Consider the following 21,644-nt stretch of genomic DNA (forward strand, 5'->3'; position numbering starts at 1 on the left):
TTTTTTAGGAGTTGGAACGGTATGAAATCACTTTGGGCCGTTAAGCTTTCACTGTTTATCAATTACTTTTTGTTTGCGATGTTGTTAAACAGCGTAGGCACCGTAATTTTTCAAGTACAAAACAGCTTTGCGGTGGGCGAAACGGCGGCCAGTGTGATTGAAGCGTATAAAGACTTGAGTATTGCACTGACGTCTTTTTTGGTGGGTTCCTTTATTGCCAAGATCGGTTACAAGCGTTCAATGCTGATGTCCCTGTTACTGATCGCGATCTGTTGTTTTTGCATTCCCTACATTCCTGGCTTCTGGTCCATAAAACTATTGTTCGCCGTCACAGGGTTTTGTTTTGCTCTGGTAAAAGTGTCCACGTTTGCCTGTATCGCCCTGTTCGCGGAAAAGCGTCAGGAACATGCCAGTTTTATGAACTTTCTTGAAGCTATGTTTATGGTTGGTGTACTTTCCGGGTACTTTTTATTTTCGTTTTATGTCGACAATAAAGACCCAGGAAATTTGGTCTGGCTGAATGTGTATTTCCTGATGTCCGGTTTGGCCTTGATGGCCTTTCTTCTGTTGCTTTTCTCCCCGCTGAATGAATCCAGGCTCGTCGCCGAGACCGAGCAGTCGAAGAGTATTAAGGATGATTTCTTGGGGATGTTGTCATTGTGCGCCAAACCCTTGGTTACCGTATTTGTTGTCAGTGTTTTTTTATACGTATTGGTCGAGCAGAGCATTATGAGCTGGCTACCAACGTTTAATTCCCGCGTCCTGAATATGTCGGCAAGTCTGAGTATTCAAATGGCGAGTATGTTAGCAGCTGCGACAGCGATTGGTCGGTTCTGTGCAGGTTTCGCCTTGCAACGTTTCAGCTGGTATAGCCTGTTGAATATTTGTCTGTTTGCGGCCGCTGGCCTGGTTTTGTTAGCGATGCCGCTGGCAGCAGGCCACGATGGTCGTCTGGTAGAGAGTTGGTCAGCTGCTCCTTTGGCGGCGTTTATTTTTCCTTTGATTGGTTTCTGTCTGGCACCGATATACCCTGCGGTCAACTCATTGATCCTGTCTTCCCTGCCGTTAAAAATGCATGCGGCCATGGCTGGCTTGATTGTTGTATTTTCAGCCTTGGGAGGGACGACAGGTTCGATCCTCACCGGCAAATTGTTTGAAGTTGTTGGCGGACAGGAAGCCTTTTATTTTTCCTTAATTCCGATCGTTGGATTAGTTGCTTGTTTATACCTCTTTAAGACAAAAGTGGATGCTCAAAGCCGTTCCCAGGATTTGGGTGTAGAGAGTTAACACGTGTGAAGCAGCAAACCTTAAAATCCATCTGTCTGTCAAAGGACGTTCCAGAACTGTTCGTTGATGTGCAGACGCAAAGGGTATTTCCAGATTCAAAAATGTTTGCCGATGCCAGTCCAAAAATGGACTTGTGCAGCATCCGGGAAAAATACCTGAAACTGAAAAACGAGCAGGACGTTGATCTTGTGGCGTTTGTTGAAAGACACTTTGATTTACCGCTTGACCATGACATGCAACTTTCAACCGAAAAAATGGATGTCTGGACCTATATTGATCAGCTTTGGTTAACGCTCACCCGTCGTCCTGATTTTGATAACAGCTCCTTGTTGCATCTCCCCAGGCCCTATGTGGTGCCAGGGGGACGCTTCCGGGAAATCTATTACTGGGACAGTTACTTCACTATGCTGGGCTTGGCCAAGAGCGGTCATGTTGATCTAGTAGAGGACATGGTTGAAAATTTCGCCAGCTTGATGCGCAATTATGGTGTGATTCCCAATGGGAATCGGGAATATTATTTGAGTCGCACACAGCCACCGTATTTTGCCTTGATGCTTCAATTGCTCGCCAAGCTGAGGAAGAATGAGCGTTTGCTGTTGGGTTACATTGATGTGATGGAGGCCGAGTACGCCTATTGGATGAAAGGGCAGGAGCGATTGACTCACAGTGGTGATGCCCACAGCCGGGTCGTAAAGTTAAAGACTTTTTTCCTGAATCGATACCATGATGATCTCAATGAGCCTCGCCCTGAAAGTTTCTTTGAGGACAAGCAGCTCGAAAAGCAGCTCAAGGCAAACAAGGTAAACTTGTTTCGTGATATTCGCAGTGCCTGTGAAAGCGGCTGGGATTTTTCTTCGCGCTGGTTCGCGGACAAACAAGACTTTAGCAGTATCGAGACGACTCGAGTCATTCCCGTTGATCTCAATTGTTTAATGCATGAGTTGGAGGCAACTCTGGCACGAGCGTATACCTTGGCCGGAAATGATGATCAGGCAACACGTTATCAAGGCTTTGCCGAGCATCGTAAGCAGGCCATTCAGGAATTATTTTTTAATCCCGAGCAAAATTGGTTTTGTGATTTGAACCGAGAAGATGCCTCGTTTCGGCCCACGAAGACCCTCGCGGCCGCCTATCCGCTTTATTCGGAGTTGGCGACAGCTGAGCAGGCGGCGGTGATTGCTGAGCATTTACAGAGCGATTTTCTGTATCCGGGGGGCTGGGTAACATCGACGGCGCGCAGCGATCAACAGTGGGATTTCCCCAATGGTTGGGCGCCTTTACAGTGGACGGTGTATCGAGGTTTACGCAATTACGGTTTTGAAGATTTGGCGCGCAAGGGCGCTGAAGCCTGGCTGAAGAATGTCACTGCGTTATATTCCCGCACTGGCAGGTTGTATGAAAAATACGATGTGGTCAACACCGAACGCTTTGCCGATGGTGGGGAATATCAAAACCAGTACGGCTTTGGTTGGACTAACGCCATCTTACTTAAACTTGAGGAAGGGCTGAACGAGCAGTCTCAGTGAACGGATACCACGGAGGGCTCAGACCCCCTCATTTCCCTGACCCTGTTTCCGATATTGCGACGGTGTTGTGCCGGTTATTTTCTTAAAGTAACTGTTGAAGGTTGCTTTGCTGTTAAAGCCCGAGTCCAACATGATGTCGGTAATGCTCTTGTCGGAAATTTCGCCATCACGTAACTGGCGTGTGGCTTCATTTACGCGAAACTCATTGATAAATTCAAAGAAATTCTTATCCAGTGCCCGATTGATCGTGTTTGACAGGTTTCGCTGGGGCCAATTCATTTGCTTGGCCAGTTGTTCAAGGGTCAGTGAAGGCTTTAAGAATGGCTTCTCGCTGTCCATATAAGCCATTAACTGTTCGCTATTCTCATGAAAATCACAGGTCTTGGTTTCCTCTTGTGAGGGCGTCGTATTCTCTGCGGACTCGGGTTCGAGCAAGCGTTCCAGCTTTGACGCTTTGCTGAGGCTTTGGAAGATCAGGGCGCATATCAATACAAAAGCGACATAATTCGACAGCAATCCCATAAAGGCGTAGTTAATCGGGAAGAACCATTCCTTCGACGTTATGATGGCCAGGGAAACCAAAATGGCCCAGGCGCGCAAAATCAGAAATCCGCTGGTGAGCAGGCGCAACCAGGAAAAGTCGATTTTCTCAATATCAGAGTGCACATTCAGAGCGGCGCTGCTGTATTTTCTTAGTTCGTACAGGCAATAGGCCCCCAGGGAAAACCGGAACACTTCTCGGAATAAATAAATCGCGTGATGGGTAATGGGGTAATCGTCTGCGGAATTTTCAATCAACATGATTTGATCTTCAGCGGACAGGCTCCAAAATACGAGGAAAATATAAACAAGGTACAGAAGTGTTGGGACCAGCAGGCGAAGATCCGTGACTCGAAACTGGTAGTTTTTATAGAGCAGCGACCGGGTATACCAAAGCAATAAAGGGCCTTCCAACCAGTAGGCTACACCAAAGGCATAGAACAGATCGGGGGATGCTTCCAGTGCCCAGCTTTTAAAGCCGGCACCAAAATTCACCAGGATATCCATCGGAATGAACGCTTGGGTGAGCAAAAAACACGCTAACAGAATTTGGCTGACTCGGTTCTTGTTTGGACTCAGCAACAGCAACAGTGCGAACAATAAACACTGGTAGGTGGTTCCAACGAGTACGAGGTCGTGAAAATTAAATAACAGAGTATCCATATTGTCTGGCGAAATGCTTATAACTATATTTGTTGATATTTTTATTCTTAATAACCAGACCTTCAATTATCGTCGGTTTTAACAGTACGAGTTCAAGTAATTATGAGTTTAGACGTACTAATATCCGATATTACCTAAAGTCGGACGCAGAATTAACTGGAGATCGATAAGTTTAACTCGGTTTTTGTAAGCCCCCAAACCATGCAAAAACAAAAAATGGCATTAGCTCAAAACGGCTTCTGGCTTAAATAAGAATAAACTCATGGAGAAACCGATGAATAAGTTTCCGACTAAACCTTTGGCAGCGGTGATCGCGCTCTCGACCGGTATGTATACTGGGTCACACTTTGCTTTGGCTGAAGAAGTGGTATTGGAAGAGGTTATCGTTACCGTCGAACGGAAAGAACAAAGTTTGCAAGACTATGCGGGTGTCGCACAGGCCTTCAATCAAGATGCTCTCGATAAACTGGGTGTTGGTACCCAGATACAAAACTTGCAGAACATCGTACCCGGAATGAATATTGCCAATCAGGAAGGCAATATCGAAGTTTACATACGGGGTGTGGGTTCCAGTAATAACACCGAATTGGGTGACCCTGGCGCGGCCACCCATGTGAATGGTGTGTACATTCCGAGACCTCGTGGTGTCGGCTCCATGTTTTTCGATCTCGAACGTGTCGAAGTAAATAAAGGCCCTCAGGGAACTTTGCGTGGGCGCAATGCTACGGCGGGTAGTTTGAATATCGTCGCTAAAAAGCCGGACTTCGATGGCGTTCACGGGAACGTTGATCTTACGGTGGGTAATTTCAGCACACGCGGCGTCCGCGCAGCAGTGAATCTGCCGGTATCCGATGATCTGGCGTTTCGTGCTGCTTTATTAAGCAATGAGCACGATCCATATTTTGAAAATGCCAGCCCCAACAGTTCTCTGAAGGCGGCGGGAGAAGAAGACAATCTCTCTGTGCGTCTCTCAATGTTGTGGAATATCGGCGAAAACACCTCTCTCTATCTAGTGGCGGACCAAGTTGATGAAGAAGGTACTGGCTATCCCGGTGCTCAAACCCGCTCGGCCTTGCTTGGTGGCTCCAGCTTTGAAGATGTAGGTGATCCACGCAGGGTTCTGTATCGCGGTCAAGAAGGTGAGCTTGATTCGGTCCACAAGGGCGTTATGGCGACGTTGACCCATGATTTTGGTTCGGTGGCCCTGGAGCTGAGCGGCAGCTTCCGTGATCTGGATTTTTACCAGCGCAATGCCTCAAACGACGGTATCTTCTACCCGGGTCACGGCGAAGTGAATCCCGAGAACTACAGCACTCAGATTTGGGATACCCGCTCTGAATCGAAAATTTTTGAGGCACGTCTCTATTCAACAGATGAGGGTCCTCTGAGCTGGACATCCGGTGTGTTTTATTTCGATGAAGATCAGCAGGCGGGACTGTTCAGTCTGAATGATTTCGGCACTTGGTATTCCGGTACGGAATACACCATGCCGGATGTGCAGGGTGAATCCACGGCTTTTTACATTGATGGTTCTTACGATATCGACGACAAACTGAGCGTCTATGGTGGTGTGCGTTATACCCGCGAAGAAAAATCCCGTTTCGGTATTGGTGGTAACTGGGCGTTTGCCTTCTTCACGCCAGATGATGTTTGGGGTACCGCCATTCCTTCACGAATTGGGTCACCAGGATTTGTATGGAACGGCCTCGGTCGAAGCGACTTCAATGTGGAAGGGGCCTCGCAAGAGGATATGTTCCGCTTTTTGCTGGAAGGTGTGAGCAGCTGGGGCAGCGATGACACGTTAGACGATCAACTTAATTGTGTGTTGGATCCCAACTGCAATGATGTGGTGATGCCTTGGAGTGGGAGTTCGCCCATTCAGCAACGAGGCCGTTATAAGGACAGCTTTGTCGATTTTCGCGTAGGCGCCAGTTATCAGTTGGATGACGACAGTATGGTGTACGCCACCATTTCCACCGGTCATAAATCGGGTGGTTTCAACGATACCTTGGTGATGCCCGATGGCAGCCTGTCTTCCCAGCAATACGACCCGGAATCGCTGGTGATGTATGAAGTGGGCAGCAAGAACGAATTCCAGATGGGGGACGTTGCCGCGCGTTTAAATGCTTCTGCGTTCTACTACGACTATTCCGACCAGGTGTTTCAAGTCATTGAAGCGATTGGTGATGATGACAGTGCCAGTTCGCTGCAGAACGTCAACGTTGCCAACTCTGAGATTTTTGGTCTGGAACTGGAAGGCAAAGCAGTGTTCGCCAATCAGTTGGTGATCGACGCCAATGTTTTGTTTCTGGAAACTGAAATTAAAGATGGATCGCTGGCCGATACACGTCAGGCCTGGGGCCCGGATGTGCCCACAGTGGATTTGTCCGGTAATCGTTTGCCTGTTGCACCAGAAGTGACGATCAACCTGGCGCTGTCTCAGGTTTTGGACACGTCTTGGGGATCGTTCGATTGGATCGTTTCTGCGCAGTATCGCAGTGACTATTTCCTCAGTATCTGGAACAACAAGGATTACGATCTGGTGGATGGTCAATCCGTGCTGGGCAATGACCCTCAGTATACGGATGATGTTGATGGCTATGTGAATCTGGATGCGGGTATTGGAGCCAACTTCGGTGAAGATGCGCGTTTCCGAATCGAACTATTTGGTGCCAACCTGACTGATGAAGTCTATTCATCCAAGGGTATTATTGATCACGGTAACAACCTGCGCTTTACAAACCTGCCGCGTACTTACGGCATGCGTCTCAAAGTGAACTTCTAATCGATATCAATACAGCTAGGGGGCTTGCCCCCTGTTTTCTGAGCATTCGAAAGTGACAAAAGGGTGACGTATGTTGTGCAAAATGACGTGCACGGGTTCCTGGATAAAGGTACTGGCACTGGGCGCTTTGCTTTCTGTGAGCACGGAGAGTATCTCGGACAGCCCATCGATAAAAACTCATGATACCGAACGAGATCTGAAGCGGTGGCCAACACTGGCGCCGGTGATTCCACGTGACGAACAGCTGGAATCCAAAATCGATGGCTTGCTATCTGCAATGTCTGTCGAGGAAAAAGTGGGGCAGCTGATACAACCTGAAATCAAATTCGCGACGGCAGATGACGTGCGAAAATACCACTTGGGTTCCGTGTTGAATGGGGGTGGTACCGCTCCCAACAACAATAAATACTCAAGTGTGGGCGATTGGGTGGAGATGACGAATGCCTACTACCAAGCGTCGATGGACGATTCCGATGGAAAGCTTGCCGTTCCGTTGATCTGGGGAAGTGATGCAGTACACGGTCACAATAATGTCGTTGGTGCGACATTGTTTCCTCACAATATTGGTTTGGGTGCCGCTCGAGACCCTGAGTTGATTCGCCGCATCGGCGATGCCACGGCAAAAGAGGTTGCTGTCACCGGTGTTGACTGGACTTTTGCCCCCACGGTTGCTGTTGCTCGTGATGATCGTTGGGGGAGAACCTACGAGAGCTATTCCGAAGATCCTGAAATTGTTGAGCAGTACGCGAAAATGATGGTGGATGGCCTGCAAGGTGTGGTGAGCAAACCGTCCTTTCTGGATGAAGAGCATGTCGTAGCAACCGCTAAACATTTTTTGGCCGACGGTGGAACTCATCGAGGTATCGATCGAGGTGATGCCAAAATTTCCGAACAAGAACTGGTAGACCTGCACGCGGCTGGTTTTCTGTCGGCGCTGGAATCGGGTGCACAAACCATCATGGCTTCGTTTAACAGTTGGAATGGTGAAAAGCTTCACGGCAGCCGATACATTCTCACCGATGTCCTGAAGAATAGACTTGGTTTCGATGGCTTTGTGGTTGGCGATTGGAATGCCCACCGTTTTGTTGATGGTTGTTCCGTTGACAGCTGTGCTGCCGCCATCAACGCGGGACTCGATATGTTCATGACGCCTTCGGATTGGAAGCCCCTATATGAAAATACCTTGCGCCAAGTTAAGGAGGGAGAGATTCCCATGGCCAGGGTGGATGATGCCGTCCGACGGATTCTTCGAGTGAAGTTTCGCGCAGGCCTGTTTGATAAAGGTCCAGTGGACGGTCGAAAGCTGGCCGGTCGAGAAGGGGTGATGGGAGGCAAGAAGAATCGTTTATTGGCTCGAGAAGCCGTTCGAAAGTCACTGGTTCTGTTGAAGAATAATGGCAAGGTACTGCCTATCCAGCCGAAGGCCAATATCTTGGTGGTGGGTGATGCGGCGAACGATGTCAGTCAGCAAAGCGGTGGCTGGACCATCAGTTGGCAGGGGACGGGTAACAAGCGAGAAGACTTTAAAAATGCGACGACCATTTTTGAAGGCATCAAAGCGCAAGTCAGTAAGGCCGGCGGTGAGGCCAACTTTGTTAAATCAGACGACATCGATAATTTTAAATTTGCGAACGCTATGGGACCCGATGCAATTATTTTTGTCTATGGCGAACAGCCTTATGCTGAATGGCATGGAGACATTGCCGGCATTGAATACCAGCTTGGTGATAAAGTCGATCTGAATGTGTTGAAGAAACTTGCCAAGTACAAGGCTCCGCTGGTTAGCGTGTTTTTGTCCGGAAGACCTCTGTGGGTGAATAAAGAACTCAATGCTTCAGATGCGTTCGTGGCTGCCTGGTTGCCGGGCTCCGAAGGTGCGGGCATCGCCGACGTCATTTTGAGTGACAGTAAGGGGAATGTTCAGCATGACTTCCAGGGACGTTTGTCTTTTTCCTGGCCCAAGTATGTCAATCAGACGGTTCTGAACAAGGGCGATGAAAATTACGATCCTCTCTTCCCATACGGATACGGTTTGAGTTATGCATCGAATGTCGAGTTGAGTGATTCTCTTAATGAAGATGGTGGAAAGTTCGACTTTGGCAGGTTAGACGATGCTTGGGTTCTGGTGTCCAGAGTTATGCCACCATGGACATTGTTTTTACAGGAAAAGAATGGTGCTGAGATCAGTGTTGATGGCAATGTCGCGGTCAGTCCAGAATCCAAAGCTGTTAAAGTGATGTCTATTGATCGCGTTTCCCAGGAAGATGCGCGTGAAATTGTCTGGAGCGGAGCTGCTGAAGCTTCGATCAGATTCAGTGCAAAGTCTCATCAGGATTTCAAGCCCTACTTGGAAGAAGGTTCCGCACTGACCTTTGAAGTTCGTCTTGATGCACCGCTCAATGGAGAAGTTGAACTGGCCTTGTCCTGTGGCGACGCATGTGGCGCAAATATTCCGTTTTCAAAATTTGTTGATCAGAATCATTTGAAAACCTGGCAGAAAGTGGATATTCCTCTGGCGTGCCTGGCCAAGCAGGGTGTTGACTTCACCCAGGTGAAAACGGCCTTTTCTCTACAGTCAAAAGACAAAAACACGCTTCAGCTTTCTAATGTGAAAATTGTACCTGTGAAAGGCGTTACCCCTATGCTCTCCTGTTCGGGATAGTGTGCGTTGATAGGCGCTCACGGTGAGCGCCTCTTTTTACACAATAATAAGGTAATACACAGATGTCTAAGTTGGATGTATCTGTATTTTTCATCTACGTAGTGGTTCTCCTGGCGATCGCTTACATTATCTCTCGTGAAAAAGTAGGCCACGAAAAAAGCACCAAAGATTATTTCCTGGCAGGGGGGAGTTTGCCCTGGTGGGCGATTGGTGCATCACTTATCGCCGCCAATATATCAGCTGAACAAATCATAGGAATGTCCGGTTCCGGTTTTGCTATTGGTTTGGGCATTGCTTCCTATGAATGGATGGCGGCCGCAACATTGATTATTGTGGCAAAGTATTGCTTACCCATTTTTCTGAAGCATGGCATCTACACCATGCCGGAATTTCTCGAACACCGATTTGACCGTCGGGTAAAAACCGTGATGGCCGTTTTTTGGCTAGGTGTCTATGTATTCGTAAACCTGACGGCCATATTCTGGTTAGGTGCATTGGCCATCAAGACCATCACTGGTGTCGACAACCTGTATGGAATGATTTTTCTGGCCGCTTTTGCTGCGGCTTACTCGTTGTATGGTGGGCTTAAAGCGGTTGCATTCACAGACATAATCCAGGTTGTTATCTTGGTTCTTGGCGGCTTGTTTTTGTCTTACATCTCACTGGATATGGTTTCTGAAGGGCAGGGTGCAATTGCTGGATTCCAGCTGTTGCAAGATCGGGTGCCCGAAAAATTCGATATGGTCTTGGATAAAGACCATCCTTTTTACGCAAACTTGCCCGGCATTTCCGTGCTGATCGGTGGTATGTGGATCATGAACCTCTCTTACTGGGGTTTTAATCAGTACATTATTCAGCGAGCGTTGGCGGCAAAAACCCTGCAGGAAGGCCAGAAAGGCATTATGTTTGCAGCCTATTTGAAATTACTCATGCCGGTCATTGTTGTGTTGCCAGGGATAGCGGCCGCGGTCTTGCTGACAGATCTGGAAACACCCGATGCGGCTTACCCTATGATGATGCAGTTTATGCCTGAAGGCATAAAAGGCCTGGTATTCGCAGCGTTAGTTGCGGCCATCGTGTCATCGCTGGGCTCGATGACCAACAGCATATCGACCATCTTCACGATGGATATCTATGCTTACTATCGCCCTGGAAAGAATCAGAAACACTATGTCACTGTTGGAAGATCGGTCAGCTTGTTTGCACTGATTGTCGGTGTTCTTTGTGCAAAGCCGTTATTGGGCAACTTTGAACAAGCTTTTCAGTACATTCAGGAATTCACCGGATTCTTCACGCCCGGCATTGTGGCGCTGTTTATTTTGGGTATGTTTTGGAAGCAGGCCAGTGCCAACTCGGCCTTGGCAGCAGCCATCGGTTCGGCGCTATTTTCGCTGGCGTTCAAGCTGTTTTGGCCGGCGCTGCCGTTTATTGATCGTGTGGGCCTGGTTTTTATCGCCTGTGTGTTGCTTGCAGTGTTTGTGGTGTTGGTCGAAGGCAAGAAAGCGCAACCTGATGTGGCCAAACTATCGGATATGAGTTTTGCAACAAGCCAACAGTTTAATCTACTGGCCGCAGGTGTGGTGTTGGTGTTAACCGCATTCTACGTTTCGTGGTGGTAGCCGCCATGAGTCGCTTTGTGATCTGTACTGATATTCAAATGCCTGATATTGGAAGCGAGCTATGAAGTATGTCCCGCCACTTTGCCTGACCGCCGTCCTATGTTTGATTGCAATCGGCACTAAAGCAGAAGCGCCGGCGCGTATCCTGAATGGCGAACAGCTTCGTGTAGAAATACTGCCTGCGCAGGGCGCTCGTGTGTCGTCATTGACCTGGCGCGGTCAAGAAATTTTGTATCGGCCTGAAAATACGGAAACGTCCAACAATTGGGGGTCAACATTTTGGATCAGCCCTCAATCTCTTTGGGGTTGGCCGCCGGTCAGCCGGTTTGATTCTGATGCGTACATCGAATTGGATCGCTCGGCCCAGAGTGTACGTTTGCGAAGTCAGGAGGCGATGTCTCTGGTGGTTGAGAAAACGCTGACTCTGGATGCCGAATACGGCAATCAAATATTGATGAATTATGACATTCACGCTCAGGCTACAACCCCCCGAATTGCCGCCTGGGAGGTGAGTCGCTTTAAACGGCAGGGGCTGGCCGTTTTCAAAGCTCGACCGGGTTCAATTAAAACCATCATGGGGACGGTGGATTATACCTCAACCCCTGATGGGCTGGTGCTGGTGGATTTTTCACAAGCCAGCCATGAAGGAAAGCTGATTGGCAATAGCGTCAATGGCTGGCTGGCTTGGTTCAACGCGGGCCTGTTGTATATCAAGCGTTATGAGCCTGTTCCTCTTGACGAGCTGGCGACAGGCGAGGGTGACGTTGAGATATACATCAGCAGCACAGCGCCTTATATGGAATTGGAAGTCCAAAGTGCGGCGAGATCTTTAGATAAAGGCCAGACGCTGGGCTTCACGGTACGCTGGTTGTTGTGCGATGTGTCGAATAGGGCGTGGTCAGCAAACAACAGTCAGTTATTACTGAGGACCATTGAGCAGTGCTTGTCTGGCGAGTTGAACGAGTAGCTCGGCCTCGTACAATCCGATACAAATCATCTACATATCAACACTAATACTTTGCCGCTGCGATGGCTTTAATGCGCCTACACTACTCGGATAGGAGCAATATCGTGACTGTATCTGTAAAAACCGTTTTGTTGTCTGCTTTGGGAATAAGCGCGCTGAGTTTGCCATTTGCGGAAGCCAGCCAAAAAGCCAGTGCACAGGGAGAGCGCTACAACCTCAAACTCAAATTAAAACAAGAGACCACTCTGCATCGCATTATTGGTGGTAAACCCAGTGTTAAAGGTGAACGCCCCTGGATGGCCGCTTTGACGATCGGTGGCCAACAGATTTGTGGTGGCTCGCTGATCGACAAGCAGTGGGTATTGACTGCCGCTCATTGTGTTGAAGATATTCAGGCAAACGAAATGTCGTCTTTTAATGTGCGACTCAATGTTATGGACCTGGCGAATGCGAATGAAGGTGAAACAATCGCCGTAACGGCGGTGTATCCCCACGCAAGTTACAGCCAAGGGGCCGCAGCCGATATTGCTTTGTTGAAATTGGCAACACCGGCCACGGTAGAGCCAGTGACTATTGCTGACAGTCAGTTTATGACAAGTCATGTGCGTCCGGGGATCACAACGACGGTGAGTGGTTGGGGTAATCGCAGTGCTTCCGGTGGGGATTTTTCCACAAAACTTCATCAGGTCAATGTGCCTCTGGTCAGTCGTGAGCAATGCAATGGCCCGCAAGCCTATAACGGGCAGATTGCGGATACTGAAATTTGCGCGGGGTTAGCGGCAGGTGGAAAAGACTCTTGCCAAGGTGACAGCGGAGGCCCTCTGGTGACAATGCGACAAGGTAAACCGATTCAGTTGGGTGTTGTGAGCTGGGGCGATGGTTGTGCCTTGCCCAATAAATACGGCGTGTACGCGCGAGTGGCTTCGTTCACCCAATGGGTCGCTCAGGTTAAGAGCGGGCAAGTGGCAGCGGGCGGTAATAGTTCTGGCGGTGGAGGCAATCAGGGCGGTGGGACTTCGACGCCAAGCCCCGTGGCCGATGGCATGCTGGAAAGTGGTCGCTTGGTACATGGCTTGAGTGACCAGACCAGTGGTCTCAAACATTTCAGCATCCATGTGCCACAGGGTGCGCGCATCCTTTGGGTGGATATCAAAGGTAACAATGGTGATGCCGATCTGTATTTAAAACACGGCGGCAAAGTAACGGAATCCGATTACGACTATGCGCCGTTGATGGATGGCAGTGTTGAAAAGATTTTGCTTCGCAATCCCAAGCCGGGTGTTTGGCATATTGCGATCGGGGCATTTAGTGATTATGAAGGCCTGGAGTTGATGGCTTTCACTCGCTGAGATATTGGCGCAGCAATGGCTGCGCCGGTTTTTATTCTGTAGACAAGGAGGCTATGCCAATGAACCTGATTATGCTGGGCCTGTTCAGTGCCTTTACGAGCGCTGAAACGGGTGTTAAACCAGAGCCTGTTTACGGCGTCAGTGTACTGGACGAGCAACGCATCGAGTTCAAAGTCAAATCAACAGGGTGCACGCGAGCAAGAGACTTCAGTCTCAGCTACGAAAACCGACAAATTCGACTCATTCGGCACCAGGCAGACAAATGCCGAAGAAAAGCCTACTTGAAAACCATCATTGTGGGTTTGCCCGAACTGGATCACCCGTTTTCTCTCAGTAATCCGTTTGCCGCTCACTCGCTCGAAAAATGAGGTAGTATGATCTCTTTTGACTCACATGCCGGGGGGCGAATGGCGGCGGAAACTCTGTTGTTGGTGGATGACGACACCCAGCTAACCGGACTGATATCTCAGTATCTGGCAAACAATGGCTATGTTGTTGAGGTCGAAAACGATGGCAGTCGGGCGATTGAGAGCATAAAACAGCTCCGGCCGGATCTGATCGTGTTGGACCTGCTGTTGCCCGGTTCCGATGGTTTAGCAATATGCCAGGCGATTCGTGATGATTTTCCAGGGCCCATTATCATGTTAACGGCATTGGATGACGAGATCGACGAAGTGACCGGGTTGGAACTCGGCGCCGACGATTATCTGAGCAAGCCGATTAAGCCACGAGTTCTGTTGGCGCATATCCGTTCCCAGTTGCGGCGTTACGGTCGTCAGAAAGACGATGTGGATATGCAGATTTTGGCTGCCGACGGTGAATTAATAGTAGATCAAGGGCGCCGGCAAGCCCGGTATAAAGGCAATATTCTGGATCTAAGCAGCGCTGAGTTTGACTTGCTCTGGTTGTTGGCTGAGAACAAAGGTCGGGCCATGAGTCGTGAAAGCTTGTATCAGTCAATATTTCGCCTGGAATATGACGGCCTGGACCGCTCTATTGATTTACGCATTTCGAGAATTCGAAAAAAGATGGCAGCGTATTCAGCCAGCCTTATTGTCACCGTCAGAAACAGCGGTTATCAGTTGATAGAATGATGATTAAGCGTAGCGTTCAATATCTTCTGTTGGCTTTGCCGTTAAATGCCGTGTACTTGTTGATTCATGTTTCTCTGACCGAGAATATCATTGCCGAATATCAATTCAGAAAAACTGAACAGCATGATGATGCTTTCCTTAAACAATTCGAACAACTGCATCAGGAATATGTAAACAGCGGTGGCACGCTGACCGAAGCCATAGAGAATAAGATTGACGCGTTCTATGGTGTGAATGTTGATTTGTTCGCTATGGAGGGTTTCCTCAGTGACCTACCCGATTTAGCGCCAACGGAATACCGTGCCGACGAGGATGGTGTGCTCTACTGGCGAGTCGAGTCCGATACCATGGCCATGATACACATGGGCAATTTGCCATGGGTACTGATGTTCTTGAATGAGCTGATTTTGGCTGGTGTATTATTTCTCATCAACGCATCTATTTTGCTGCTGGCGCACTACCGATATGAAAGTAAGCATCTTAACCTGGTGGAACGCTATGCTTCCGATCGAGGGAATTCAGCGGTAAGTTTACAAGATGTTATCCAGGCATTGATCGACGATGAAAAAAACCGTTCCGCACTGATTGATGAGCAGATCCAAAACCATAAAGATTTATTGCACGGTGTGGCCCATGAATTCAGAAGCCCTCTGGCACGAATGGAGTTTGCGCTGGAAATGCTGAGCCAGGACACCCCTGAACAAAATCAACTGAAGCAAACGCTGGAACAGAACATCAATGAGCTGAACGATTTGATCGCAGAGTTATTGAGCTTTTCCAGATTGGCGCATCGGGGCAGTTATGAGTGCAAAGACAGCGTCGAGATGGCTGCCCTGGTTGATCGGGTGAAAGAAAACTTAAAAACCATTTACCCCAAGCTGATTTTTGTTAATGAGCTTGATCATTCCCTTCGCATATTGGCGAATGAACGATTGATTGAACGAGCAGTGATCAATGTACTGCGCAATGCCGGGCGTTACGCCAGATCAGAGTGTCGAGTGAGTTGCGACCATGATCGCCGGGGTTTTACCTTGATTATCGAGGATGATGGTCCAGGAATTCCCCCGGGGAAACGTGAGCGAGTGTTTGAACCTTTTACTCGATTGGACCCCAGCCGCTCGCGAGATTCCGGTGGCAGTGGTCTCGGATTGGCCATCGTAAAATCCATTGCTGAGTTGCATGGTGGGCATGTCAACATTGGAGAGAGTGATCTTGGTGGCGTGAAACTGATCATGTTTCTGCCGGCCCATGACTAAGGTTTGGGTTGAAGTTCGCGAATTGTCATATCCAAAACCTCCGAAGAACGGTTTGGGTTTTCCATCAGGGCATGGACTAATTCATTTCTCATTTGCGGTGCCCAAAATTTTTTTAAGTGCAGTGTAAGAGCATTTGCGGCGTCTTGGGTATTGGCTATCGCCTGATTGGCAATAATCTGCTCGGCCATACTGACCAGGCTCTGGCTATTCATGGTGAAATCCTGAGTACATTCGGTGTTTGTCAGCACGAGCAAAACCAATCAGGTTTAAGCCGTGTGCTTTGGCGGTTGAAATCGCCAAACTGGTCGCAGCCGATAGGCAAACCAAGCTTGGGACGCCCTGGCTGATGGTTTTGCTGACCATCTCGTAACTGGCTCGACTGGAAGCGATATAAAAATTCGCGGCTGCAGTTTCGCGGGCCTGGGCACCAATGAGTTTATCCAGCGCATTGTGTCGCCCGACATCTTCACGCAGTTGCAATATGGTCCCATCCTCCTGGCAGGCAGCGGCACAATGTGTCGCCCCGGTTTTTTGTCGGATAGTTTGAAAACTATTCAGTTGGCTAATGGCTTCTCGAATTGCCGTCATGCCGGGTGCGGGTTGCGGTTGAATCGCTACCGAAGGACGCGGAAGGTTTTCCAAAGCATCCAGACCACAAAGGCCGCAGCCACTGGGCCCCATCAAAAAACGACGTCTTTGTTTCAGTTTTATCATTGCTGAGCTGGCGATGTCGATGGCAACTTCCCACCCCAAATCCTGCGATTGAATGTCACAGCCATAAAATTCGCCGGGGCGTTCAATAATGCCTTCACTCAAGCTAAAACCAAGTGCCAGTTCGTCGAGTTGACAGGGGCTGGCCATAAGAACAGCATGGGAAATACCGTTGTAAACCAATGCAACGGGAGATTCCTGTGCAACAGCTTCTTCTTGCCTTTCATTCAAAGGCTGAAGCTGTGATGGGTTGATTTCAATCCCGTCCATTGGGGATCTCTATTTGTTCATTGGGCTGAACCGATATCTGCCGTGCATTGCGCAAATCTGATTGCCATTGGGTTTCGTTCATGCATTTTTCAACTTGAACCGCCGTGACTTTGTACTCAGGGCAGTTGGTTGCCCAGTCAGAATTTTCAGTGGTTACCACATTGGCACCACTGAGTGGATGGTGGAAGGTGGTGTACACGACACCGGCTTGCATGCGCTCCGATATATGGGCCAGCAAACTGGTTTCGCCGACCCGGCTTTTAATCATCAAGCGATCACCATGGTGAATGCCACGTTGTTCGGCATCAAAAGGGTGTATTTCCAAAACGTCTTCGGTATGCCAAGTTTGATTGGGTGTACGTCGGGTTTGGGCGCCAACATTGTACTGACTGAGTACACGCCCAGTTGTCAGCAGTAGGGGAAAGCGCCGATTGACCTTTTCTTCTGTCGGAATAAATTCCGTAATCGCAAAACGAGCTTGTCCGATCGGAAAGCTGTCGCGGTGCATGATGGCCATGCCTTCTGGGTTCTGTTCGTTGCATGGCCATTGAATGCTGCCTTTCTCATCCAACAGCTCATAGTCGACTCCGGCAAAACTTGGGGTCAAGCTGGCTATTTCATCCATAATTTCACGGGGGTGAGAATATGTCATCGGGTAGCCCAACGCTTCACTGAGGGCCATGGTGGTTTGCCAGTCTGCTTTTCCTGCCAGAGGCTCAATCGCTTTTCGAACGCGGTTGATCCTTCGTTCGGCGTTGGTGAAGGTGCCGTCCTTTTCGAGAAAGGAACTGCCGGGCAACACCACGTGGGCAAAGCGTGAGGTTTCGTTCAGAAAAATATCCTGAACAATCAAGCAGTCCAATTCACGCAAGGCGGCTTCGACATGTTGTGTATTGGGATCAGATTGGGCTATGTCCTCGCCCTGGCAATACAAACCTTTAAACTGTCCGGCGATGGCTGCATCAAACATATTGGGGATTCGAAAACCGGGCTCGGGATCCAGTGCTCGTCCCCAGGCTGCCTCAAACTTTTCCTGTACGGCTTTGTCGCTGACGTGCTGATAGCCCGGATATTCATGGGGAAAGGAGCCCATATCACAGGAACCCTGAACATTGTTTTGCCCACGCAAAGGATTGATTCCCACACCCTCCCGACCGATGTTTCCTGTGGCCAGGGCGAGATTGGCAATGCCCATCACCATGCTGGATCCTTGGCTGTGTTCCGTTACCCCAAGACCGTAATAAATAGCGGCATTTTTGGCGGTCGCATAACGTCGCGCAGCCAATCGAATCTCATCAGCATCGACACCAATATAGTGGGCCATGTTTTCTGGAGCGTGTCGACTGTCCGCAATAAATGCGCGCCATTGTTGGTAGCTGTCGCTGTGACAACGTTCGGCAATAAAATGTTGGTCTTCCAGGCCTTCGGTGATCACGGTATGGGCCATGGCATTAATCAGGGCGACATTGCTCCCGGGGAGCAAAGGTAAATGCTGTGGCGCTTTACTGTGAACCGTATTCAGAAGATCAATGCGCCTTGGGTCGGCCACAATCAGCTCAGCACCTTGGCGGAGACGTTTTCTCAGAAGTGAACCAAAGACCGGGTGGGCATCTGTGGGATTGGCGCCGATGACTAAAATTAAATCCGATGCTAAGACGGAGTCGAAGGTCTGGGTGCCGGCGGATTCTCCCAGTGTTGCTTTTAAACCGTAACCCGTGGGTGAATGGCAGACCCGTGCGCAGGTATCAGTATTGTTATTGCCAAATGCAGCGCGAACCAATTTTTGAACCAAATACGTTTCTTCGTTGGTGCAACGTGATGAGGTGATTGCTCCAATGGAATGGCGACCGTATTTCTTCTGCACGGCTTTTAGTTTTCCCGCAGCGAATTGAATGGCCTCTTCCCAACTGACTTCACGCCAGGCCTCGTCAATAGAATCACGAATCAGTGGGCTTCGAATGCGATCAGGATGGTTTACATAGGCAAAAGCGAAACGACCTTTGACACATGCATGGCCATGATTAGACTGACTGTTTTTATCCGGACGCATACGCAAGGGTTGCTCACCTTGAAGGTCGACTTCAAAACCGCACCCTACGCCGCAGTAGGCGCAGGTGGTTTTTACGGTGCGAGTGGCATTACGCCCTTCGGCATAAGGCTTTTCCATCAGGCTGGCGGTTGGACAAGCTTGTACGCAAGCACCACAAGAAACACAATCAGACGCCAAAATATTGTCCGCAGCAGCGCTTATTTGAGAATCAAAGCCTCGACCTTCCAATGTTAATGCGAAGGTTCCCTGGGTTTCCTCGCAAGCTCGCACGCAACGACTGCAGACAATGCATTTGCTGGGTTCAAAATCAAAGTAGGGATTGCTCTGGTCCTTTTCCAGAGACAGGTGGTTTTCCCCTTCGAAGCCATAGCGAACTTCACGCAGGCCAACTGCGGCGGCGGTATCCTGAAGCTCGCATTCTCCATTGGCGCTGCAGCTCAGGCAATCCAGCGGATGGTCGGAAATATACAACTCCATGATATTGCGTCGAAGTTTTTGCAACTTTTCGCTTTGGGTGTGCACGACCATACCCTCGCGAACCGGTGTGGTGCAGGCGGCGGGCGTGCCGCGGGCGCCTTCAATTTCGACAGCGCAAATACGACAGCTGCCATAGGCCTCTAAGCTGTCGGTGGCGCAGAGTTTGGGAATGTAAATGGCATTTTCCAACGCCGCTCGCATGACCGAACTGCCATCCGCTACCTCCAGAGGTTGGCCGTCGATGACCACCGTGACGGTTTTTTCTGTCGTGGCGGAGGGGGTCCCCAAATCAATATTCGGATCAAAGAAATTAATCATGTGGCTTTGCTTCCGAGTGAAAGTCTTCAGGAAAGTGTTTTTTTGCACTGCGAACAGGAATGACGGTCATGCTGCCCATTGCGCAAAGAGAGCCCAGTTCCATGGTGTCACAAAGATCGTCCAGCAAGGTCAGGTGTTGTTCGGAAGATTGTCTGGCGATAATGCGATCCATTACTTCAACACCGCGTGTTGAGCCGATGCGACAAGGCGTGCATTTTCCACAGGACTCAGCGGCGCAGAATTCCATTGCAAAGCGTGCTTGCTGGGACAGGTCCACTTCATCGTTAAACAACACGATTCCGCCGTGACCGATACCGGCGCCGATTTCGGCGAAGGCTTCATAATCCAACTGAGTATCCCAGAGCGATTCTGGCAAATAGGCACCGAGCGGTCCGCCAATCTGAATGGCACGAGCCTCGCCATGTCGGCAGCCTCCTGCAAGATCAAATACTAACTCTCGTAAACTGAGTCCAAAGGCGAATTCATACAGGCCACCACGTTGTATATTGCCTGCTAGCTGAAAAGCGAGGCTCCCCCTTGAGCGGCCTAAACCAAAAGATTCATAGTGTTCACCGCCTTCGACGAGGATAAAGGGAACGCTGGCCAGAGTAATCACATTATTTACAATCGTAGGCTGTTCCAGTAAACCGCAGATGGCGGGGATTGGAGGTTTGGCCGACACCATGCCCCGTTTGCCTTCCAGGCTGCGTAATAATGACGTTTCTTCTCCGCAAATATACGCTTCAGCTCCGATACGAAGTTCAAGGTGGAAGCGCTGATCACTCCCGGCAATACGATTCCCGAGCAATCCTTTGTTGTAGGCGATATCAATGGCTTTCTGCAGTTGCGTGGCCGCGCGAGGGTATTCCGATCTCAAGTAAATAAAGCCCGTATCAGCCCCCACGGCCAAACCGGCGATAATCATGCCTTCGATCAGACAAAAGGGATCGCCCTCCATCATGAGGCGGTCAGCGAAGGTACCCGAGTCACCCTCGTCAGCATTACAAACAATGTATTTTTGTGGAGCTTCCGTCGACAAAACGGTTTGCCATTTGATTCCGGTCGGAAAGGCCGCCCCGCCGCGGCCACGTAAACCTGAGGTTTGAACTTCGTCGACAATTTCTTGTGCCGATAGGCTCAGGGCTTTGTGTAAGCCGTCGAAGCCGCCGTGGGCAATATAATCATCGATATCTAAAGGGTCGATGATGCCCAGACGAGCAAAGCTCAAGCGTTGCTGACATTTCAGTTGTGGTATGTCTTCGGTGAGCCCCAGGCACAGGGGATGTTCGCCAGCGTTTCGAAGCGCCTGAATGAACGTGTCATCGATGTCCCCAGGTCGAATTGGACCATAGGCGATTCGCCCCTGATCACTGTCGATTTCAACTAAGGGTTCCAACCAAAATAAGCCCCTCGAGCCATTGCGGACAAAGGTAAAGTCAGTGCCCAATGTTGAGCGGAGTGTTGTCGCGACGTCATTGGCGCCCAATGCGATGGCGCAGCTGTCAGCGGGTATGTAGATTTTTCGGGTCATGAGCTCAGCTCCCGAATAATGGTTTTCATTTTGTCCTGATCGACCTGCACGAAGAGCTCATCGTCAACGCGCACAGCGGGGCCGTGGCTGCACAAGCCAAGACAGTAGACGCTGTCCAAACTGATCAGGCCGTCGGTGCTGGATTCGCCGAAGTCCAATTGCAGATAGTCCTTGCTGAATTGTTCCAGGGATCGACAGCCATTAGCCTGACAGGCTTCAGCGCGGCAGATTTGCACACGGTGTTTGCCTTGAGGTTGACGTTTGAACTGATGGTAAAAACTGATTACGCCGTCCACTTCGGCGGTGGACAGGCGAAAGATCGGAGCGACAGTGACGGCGCATATCTCAGGAATAAATCCGTATTGCTTTTGCACCGCATGCAACAAGGGCAGTAATCCCCCCAGTTGATCCCGGTGGGCCAGGGCCAGTTCGGCCAAGGCATGTTTCAGGTCATCGTCAGACATAATTCGCGGCATGTTCTGTTTAAGGTGAGCACTTGATATATGTAAAAAAATGCATATATTTGATCTATTATCGAG

General features: G+C 49.6%; 16 protein-coding genes. 10 read left to right on the forward strand and 6 right to left on the reverse strand.

Going from position 1 to position 21,644, the window contains the following annotated elements; all coding sequences use genetic code 11:
* The first annotated feature begins 21 nt into the window (after nucleotides 1-21).
* Both ABWW03_RS04735 and ABWW03_RS04740 read left to right on the forward strand, forming a co-directional pair.
* On the forward strand, nucleotides 22-1,287 hold the full coding sequence (locus ABWW03_RS04735; protein ID WP_353406694.1) for an MFS transporter: 1,266 nt from the start codon (nucleotides 22-24) through the stop codon (nucleotides 1,285-1,287).
* Between the two features lie 5 nt (nucleotides 1,288-1,292).
* Nucleotides 1,293-2,813 (forward strand): trehalase family glycosidase, encoded by a 1,521-nt coding sequence (locus tag ABWW03_RS04740; protein WP_353406695.1) that lies wholly within the window; start codon nucleotides 1,293-1,295, stop codon nucleotides 2,811-2,813.
* An 18-nt stretch (nucleotides 2,814-2,831) separates the two neighbouring features.
* Here ABWW03_RS04740 and ABWW03_RS04745 read toward each other — a convergent pair whose 3' ends face one another.
* The gene (locus ABWW03_RS04745; protein WP_353406696.1) at nucleotides 2,832-4,016 is read right to left on the reverse strand and encodes a helix-turn-helix domain-containing protein; all 1,185 of its coding nucleotides are present in this window, start codon (nucleotides 4,014-4,016) and stop codon (nucleotides 2,832-2,834) included.
* A 274-nt stretch (nucleotides 4,017-4,290) separates the two neighbouring features.
* Here ABWW03_RS04745 and ABWW03_RS04750 point away from each other — a divergent pair, with 274 nt between their 5' ends.
* The 8 genes from ABWW03_RS04750 (at nucleotide 4,291) to ABWW03_RS04785 (ending at nucleotide 15,748) form a co-directional block, all read left to right on the forward strand.
* Nucleotides 4,291-6,801, forward strand: a complete 2,511-nt coding sequence (locus ABWW03_RS04750) for a TonB-dependent receptor (protein ID WP_353406697.1) — start codon at nucleotides 4,291-4,293, stop codon at nucleotides 6,799-6,801.
* Nucleotides 6,802-6,871: 70 nt separating this feature from the next.
* Nucleotides 6,872-9,463, forward strand: coding sequence for a glycoside hydrolase family 3 protein (locus ABWW03_RS04755; RefSeq protein WP_353406698.1), 2,592 nt, complete (start codon nucleotides 6,872-6,874; stop codon nucleotides 9,461-9,463).
* A gap of 62 nt (nucleotides 9,464-9,525) precedes the next feature.
* Nucleotides 9,526-11,082 (forward strand): sodium/sugar symporter, encoded by a 1,557-nt coding sequence (locus tag ABWW03_RS04760; protein WP_353406699.1) that lies wholly within the window; start codon nucleotides 9,526-9,528, stop codon nucleotides 11,080-11,082.
* Nucleotides 11,083-11,143: 61 nt separating this feature from the next.
* Complete coding sequence (locus tag ABWW03_RS04765; RefSeq protein ID WP_353406700.1) at nucleotides 11,144-12,049, forward strand: DUF4380 domain-containing protein; 906 nt, start codon at nucleotides 11,144-11,146, stop codon at nucleotides 12,047-12,049.
* 104 nt (nucleotides 12,050-12,153) lie between these two features.
* Entirely contained in the window at nucleotides 12,154-13,398 is a 1,245-nt protein-coding gene (locus tag ABWW03_RS04770) for a DUF1986 domain-containing protein (protein WP_353406701.1), read from the forward strand.
* A 59-nt stretch (nucleotides 13,399-13,457) separates the two neighbouring features.
* Nucleotides 13,458-13,766 carry a hypothetical protein gene (locus ABWW03_RS04775; RefSeq protein WP_353406702.1) on the forward strand — a complete coding sequence of 103 codons (309 nt, stop codon included), beginning with the start codon at nucleotides 13,458-13,460 and terminating at the stop codon, nucleotides 13,764-13,766.
* Nucleotides 13,767-13,772: 6 nt separating this feature from the next.
* A complete protein-coding gene (locus ABWW03_RS04780; protein ID WP_353406704.1) occupies nucleotides 13,773-14,492 on the forward strand; it encodes a response regulator transcription factor in 720 nt (239 codons plus the stop codon).
* Entirely contained in the window at nucleotides 14,489-15,748 is a 1,260-nt protein-coding gene (locus ABWW03_RS04785; protein ID WP_353406705.1) for an ATP-binding protein, read from the forward strand. The genes ABWW03_RS04780 and ABWW03_RS04785 overlap by 4 nt, the downstream gene beginning before the upstream one ends.
* Here ABWW03_RS04785 and ABWW03_RS04790 read toward each other — a convergent pair.
* The 5 genes from ABWW03_RS04790 to ABWW03_RS04810 are packed head-to-tail and all read right to left on the reverse strand — an operon-like array spanning nucleotide 15,745 to nucleotide 21,569.
* Entirely contained in the window at nucleotides 15,745-15,960 is a 216-nt protein-coding gene (locus ABWW03_RS04790; RefSeq protein ID WP_353406706.1) for a formate dehydrogenase subunit delta, read from the reverse strand. The two genes, ABWW03_RS04785 and ABWW03_RS04790, sit on opposite strands and share 4 nt — an antisense overlap.
* Entirely contained in the window at nucleotides 15,953-16,729 is a 777-nt protein-coding gene (fdhD, locus tag ABWW03_RS04795) for a formate dehydrogenase accessory sulfurtransferase FdhD (RefSeq protein ID WP_353406707.1), read from the reverse strand. Before fdhD ends, ABWW03_RS04790 begins: the two co-directional genes overlap by 8 nt.
* Nucleotides 16,716-19,574, reverse strand: coding sequence for a formate dehydrogenase subunit alpha (gene fdhF / locus ABWW03_RS04800; RefSeq protein ID WP_353406709.1), 2,859 nt, complete (start codon nucleotides 19,572-19,574; stop codon nucleotides 16,716-16,718). The genes fdhD and fdhF overlap by 14 nt, the downstream gene beginning before the upstream one ends.
* Nucleotides 19,567-21,105 (reverse strand): formate dehydrogenase beta subunit, encoded by a 1,539-nt coding sequence (locus ABWW03_RS04805; protein ID WP_353406710.1) that lies wholly within the window; start codon nucleotides 21,103-21,105, stop codon nucleotides 19,567-19,569. The genes fdhF and ABWW03_RS04805 overlap by 8 nt, the downstream gene beginning before the upstream one ends.
* Entirely contained in the window at nucleotides 21,102-21,569 is a 468-nt protein-coding gene (locus ABWW03_RS04810) for an NAD(P)H-dependent oxidoreductase subunit E (RefSeq protein WP_353406711.1), read from the reverse strand. The genes ABWW03_RS04805 and ABWW03_RS04810 overlap by 4 nt, the downstream gene beginning before the upstream one ends.
* Between the last annotated feature and the right edge of the window lie 75 nt (nucleotides 21,570-21,644).

The organism is Pseudoteredinibacter isoporae, assembly GCF_040372805.1.
Taxonomy (GTDB): Bacteria; Pseudomonadota; Gammaproteobacteria; order Pseudomonadales; family Cellvibrionaceae; genus Pseudoteredinibacter; species Pseudoteredinibacter isoporae_A.

Bases quoted from the DNA above. Each gene is read 5' to 3' on its own strand.
- ABWW03_RS04735 (WP_353406694.1), top strand. From the start codon at position 22: ATGAAATCACTTTGGGCCGTTAAGCTTTCACTGTTTATCAATTACTTT.
- ABWW03_RS04745 (WP_353406696.1), bottom strand. From the start codon at position 4,016: ATGGATACTCTGTTATTTAATTTTCACGACCTCGTACTCGTTGGAACC.
- ABWW03_RS04750 (WP_353406697.1), top strand. From the start codon at position 4,291: ATGAATAAGTTTCCGACTAAACCTTTGGCAGCGGTGATCGCGCTCTCG.
- ABWW03_RS04755 (WP_353406698.1), top strand. From the start codon at position 6,872: ATGTTGTGCAAAATGACGTGCACGGGTTCCTGGATAAAGGTACTGGCA.
- ABWW03_RS04760 (WP_353406699.1), top strand. From the start codon at position 9,526: ATGTCTAAGTTGGATGTATCTGTATTTTTCATCTACGTAGTGGTTCTC.
- ABWW03_RS04765 (WP_353406700.1), top strand. From the start codon at position 11,144: ATGAAGTATGTCCCGCCACTTTGCCTGACCGCCGTCCTATGTTTGATT.
- ABWW03_RS04775 (WP_353406702.1), top strand. From the start codon at position 13,458: ATGAACCTGATTATGCTGGGCCTGTTCAGTGCCTTTACGAGCGCTGAA.
- ABWW03_RS04780 (WP_353406704.1), top strand. From the start codon at position 13,773: ATGATCTCTTTTGACTCACATGCCGGGGGGCGAATGGCGGCGGAAACT.
- ABWW03_RS04785 (WP_353406705.1), top strand. From the start codon at position 14,489: ATGATGATTAAGCGTAGCGTTCAATATCTTCTGTTGGCTTTGCCGTTA.
- ABWW03_RS04790 (WP_353406706.1), bottom strand. From the start codon at position 15,960: ATGAATAGCCAGAGCCTGGTCAGTATGGCCGAGCAGATTATTGCCAAT.
- fdhD (WP_353406707.1), bottom strand. From the start codon at position 16,729: ATGGACGGGATTGAAATCAACCCATCACAGCTTCAGCCTTTGAATGAA.
- fdhF (WP_353406709.1), bottom strand. From the start codon at position 19,574: ATGATTAATTTCTTTGATCCGAATATTGATTTGGGGACCCCCTCCGCC.
- ABWW03_RS04805 (WP_353406710.1), bottom strand. From the start codon at position 21,105: ATGACCCGAAAAATCTACATACCCGCTGACAGCTGCGCCATCGCATTG.
- ABWW03_RS04810 (WP_353406711.1), bottom strand. From the start codon at position 21,569: ATGTCTGACGATGACCTGAAACATGCCTTGGCCGAACTGGCCCTGGCC.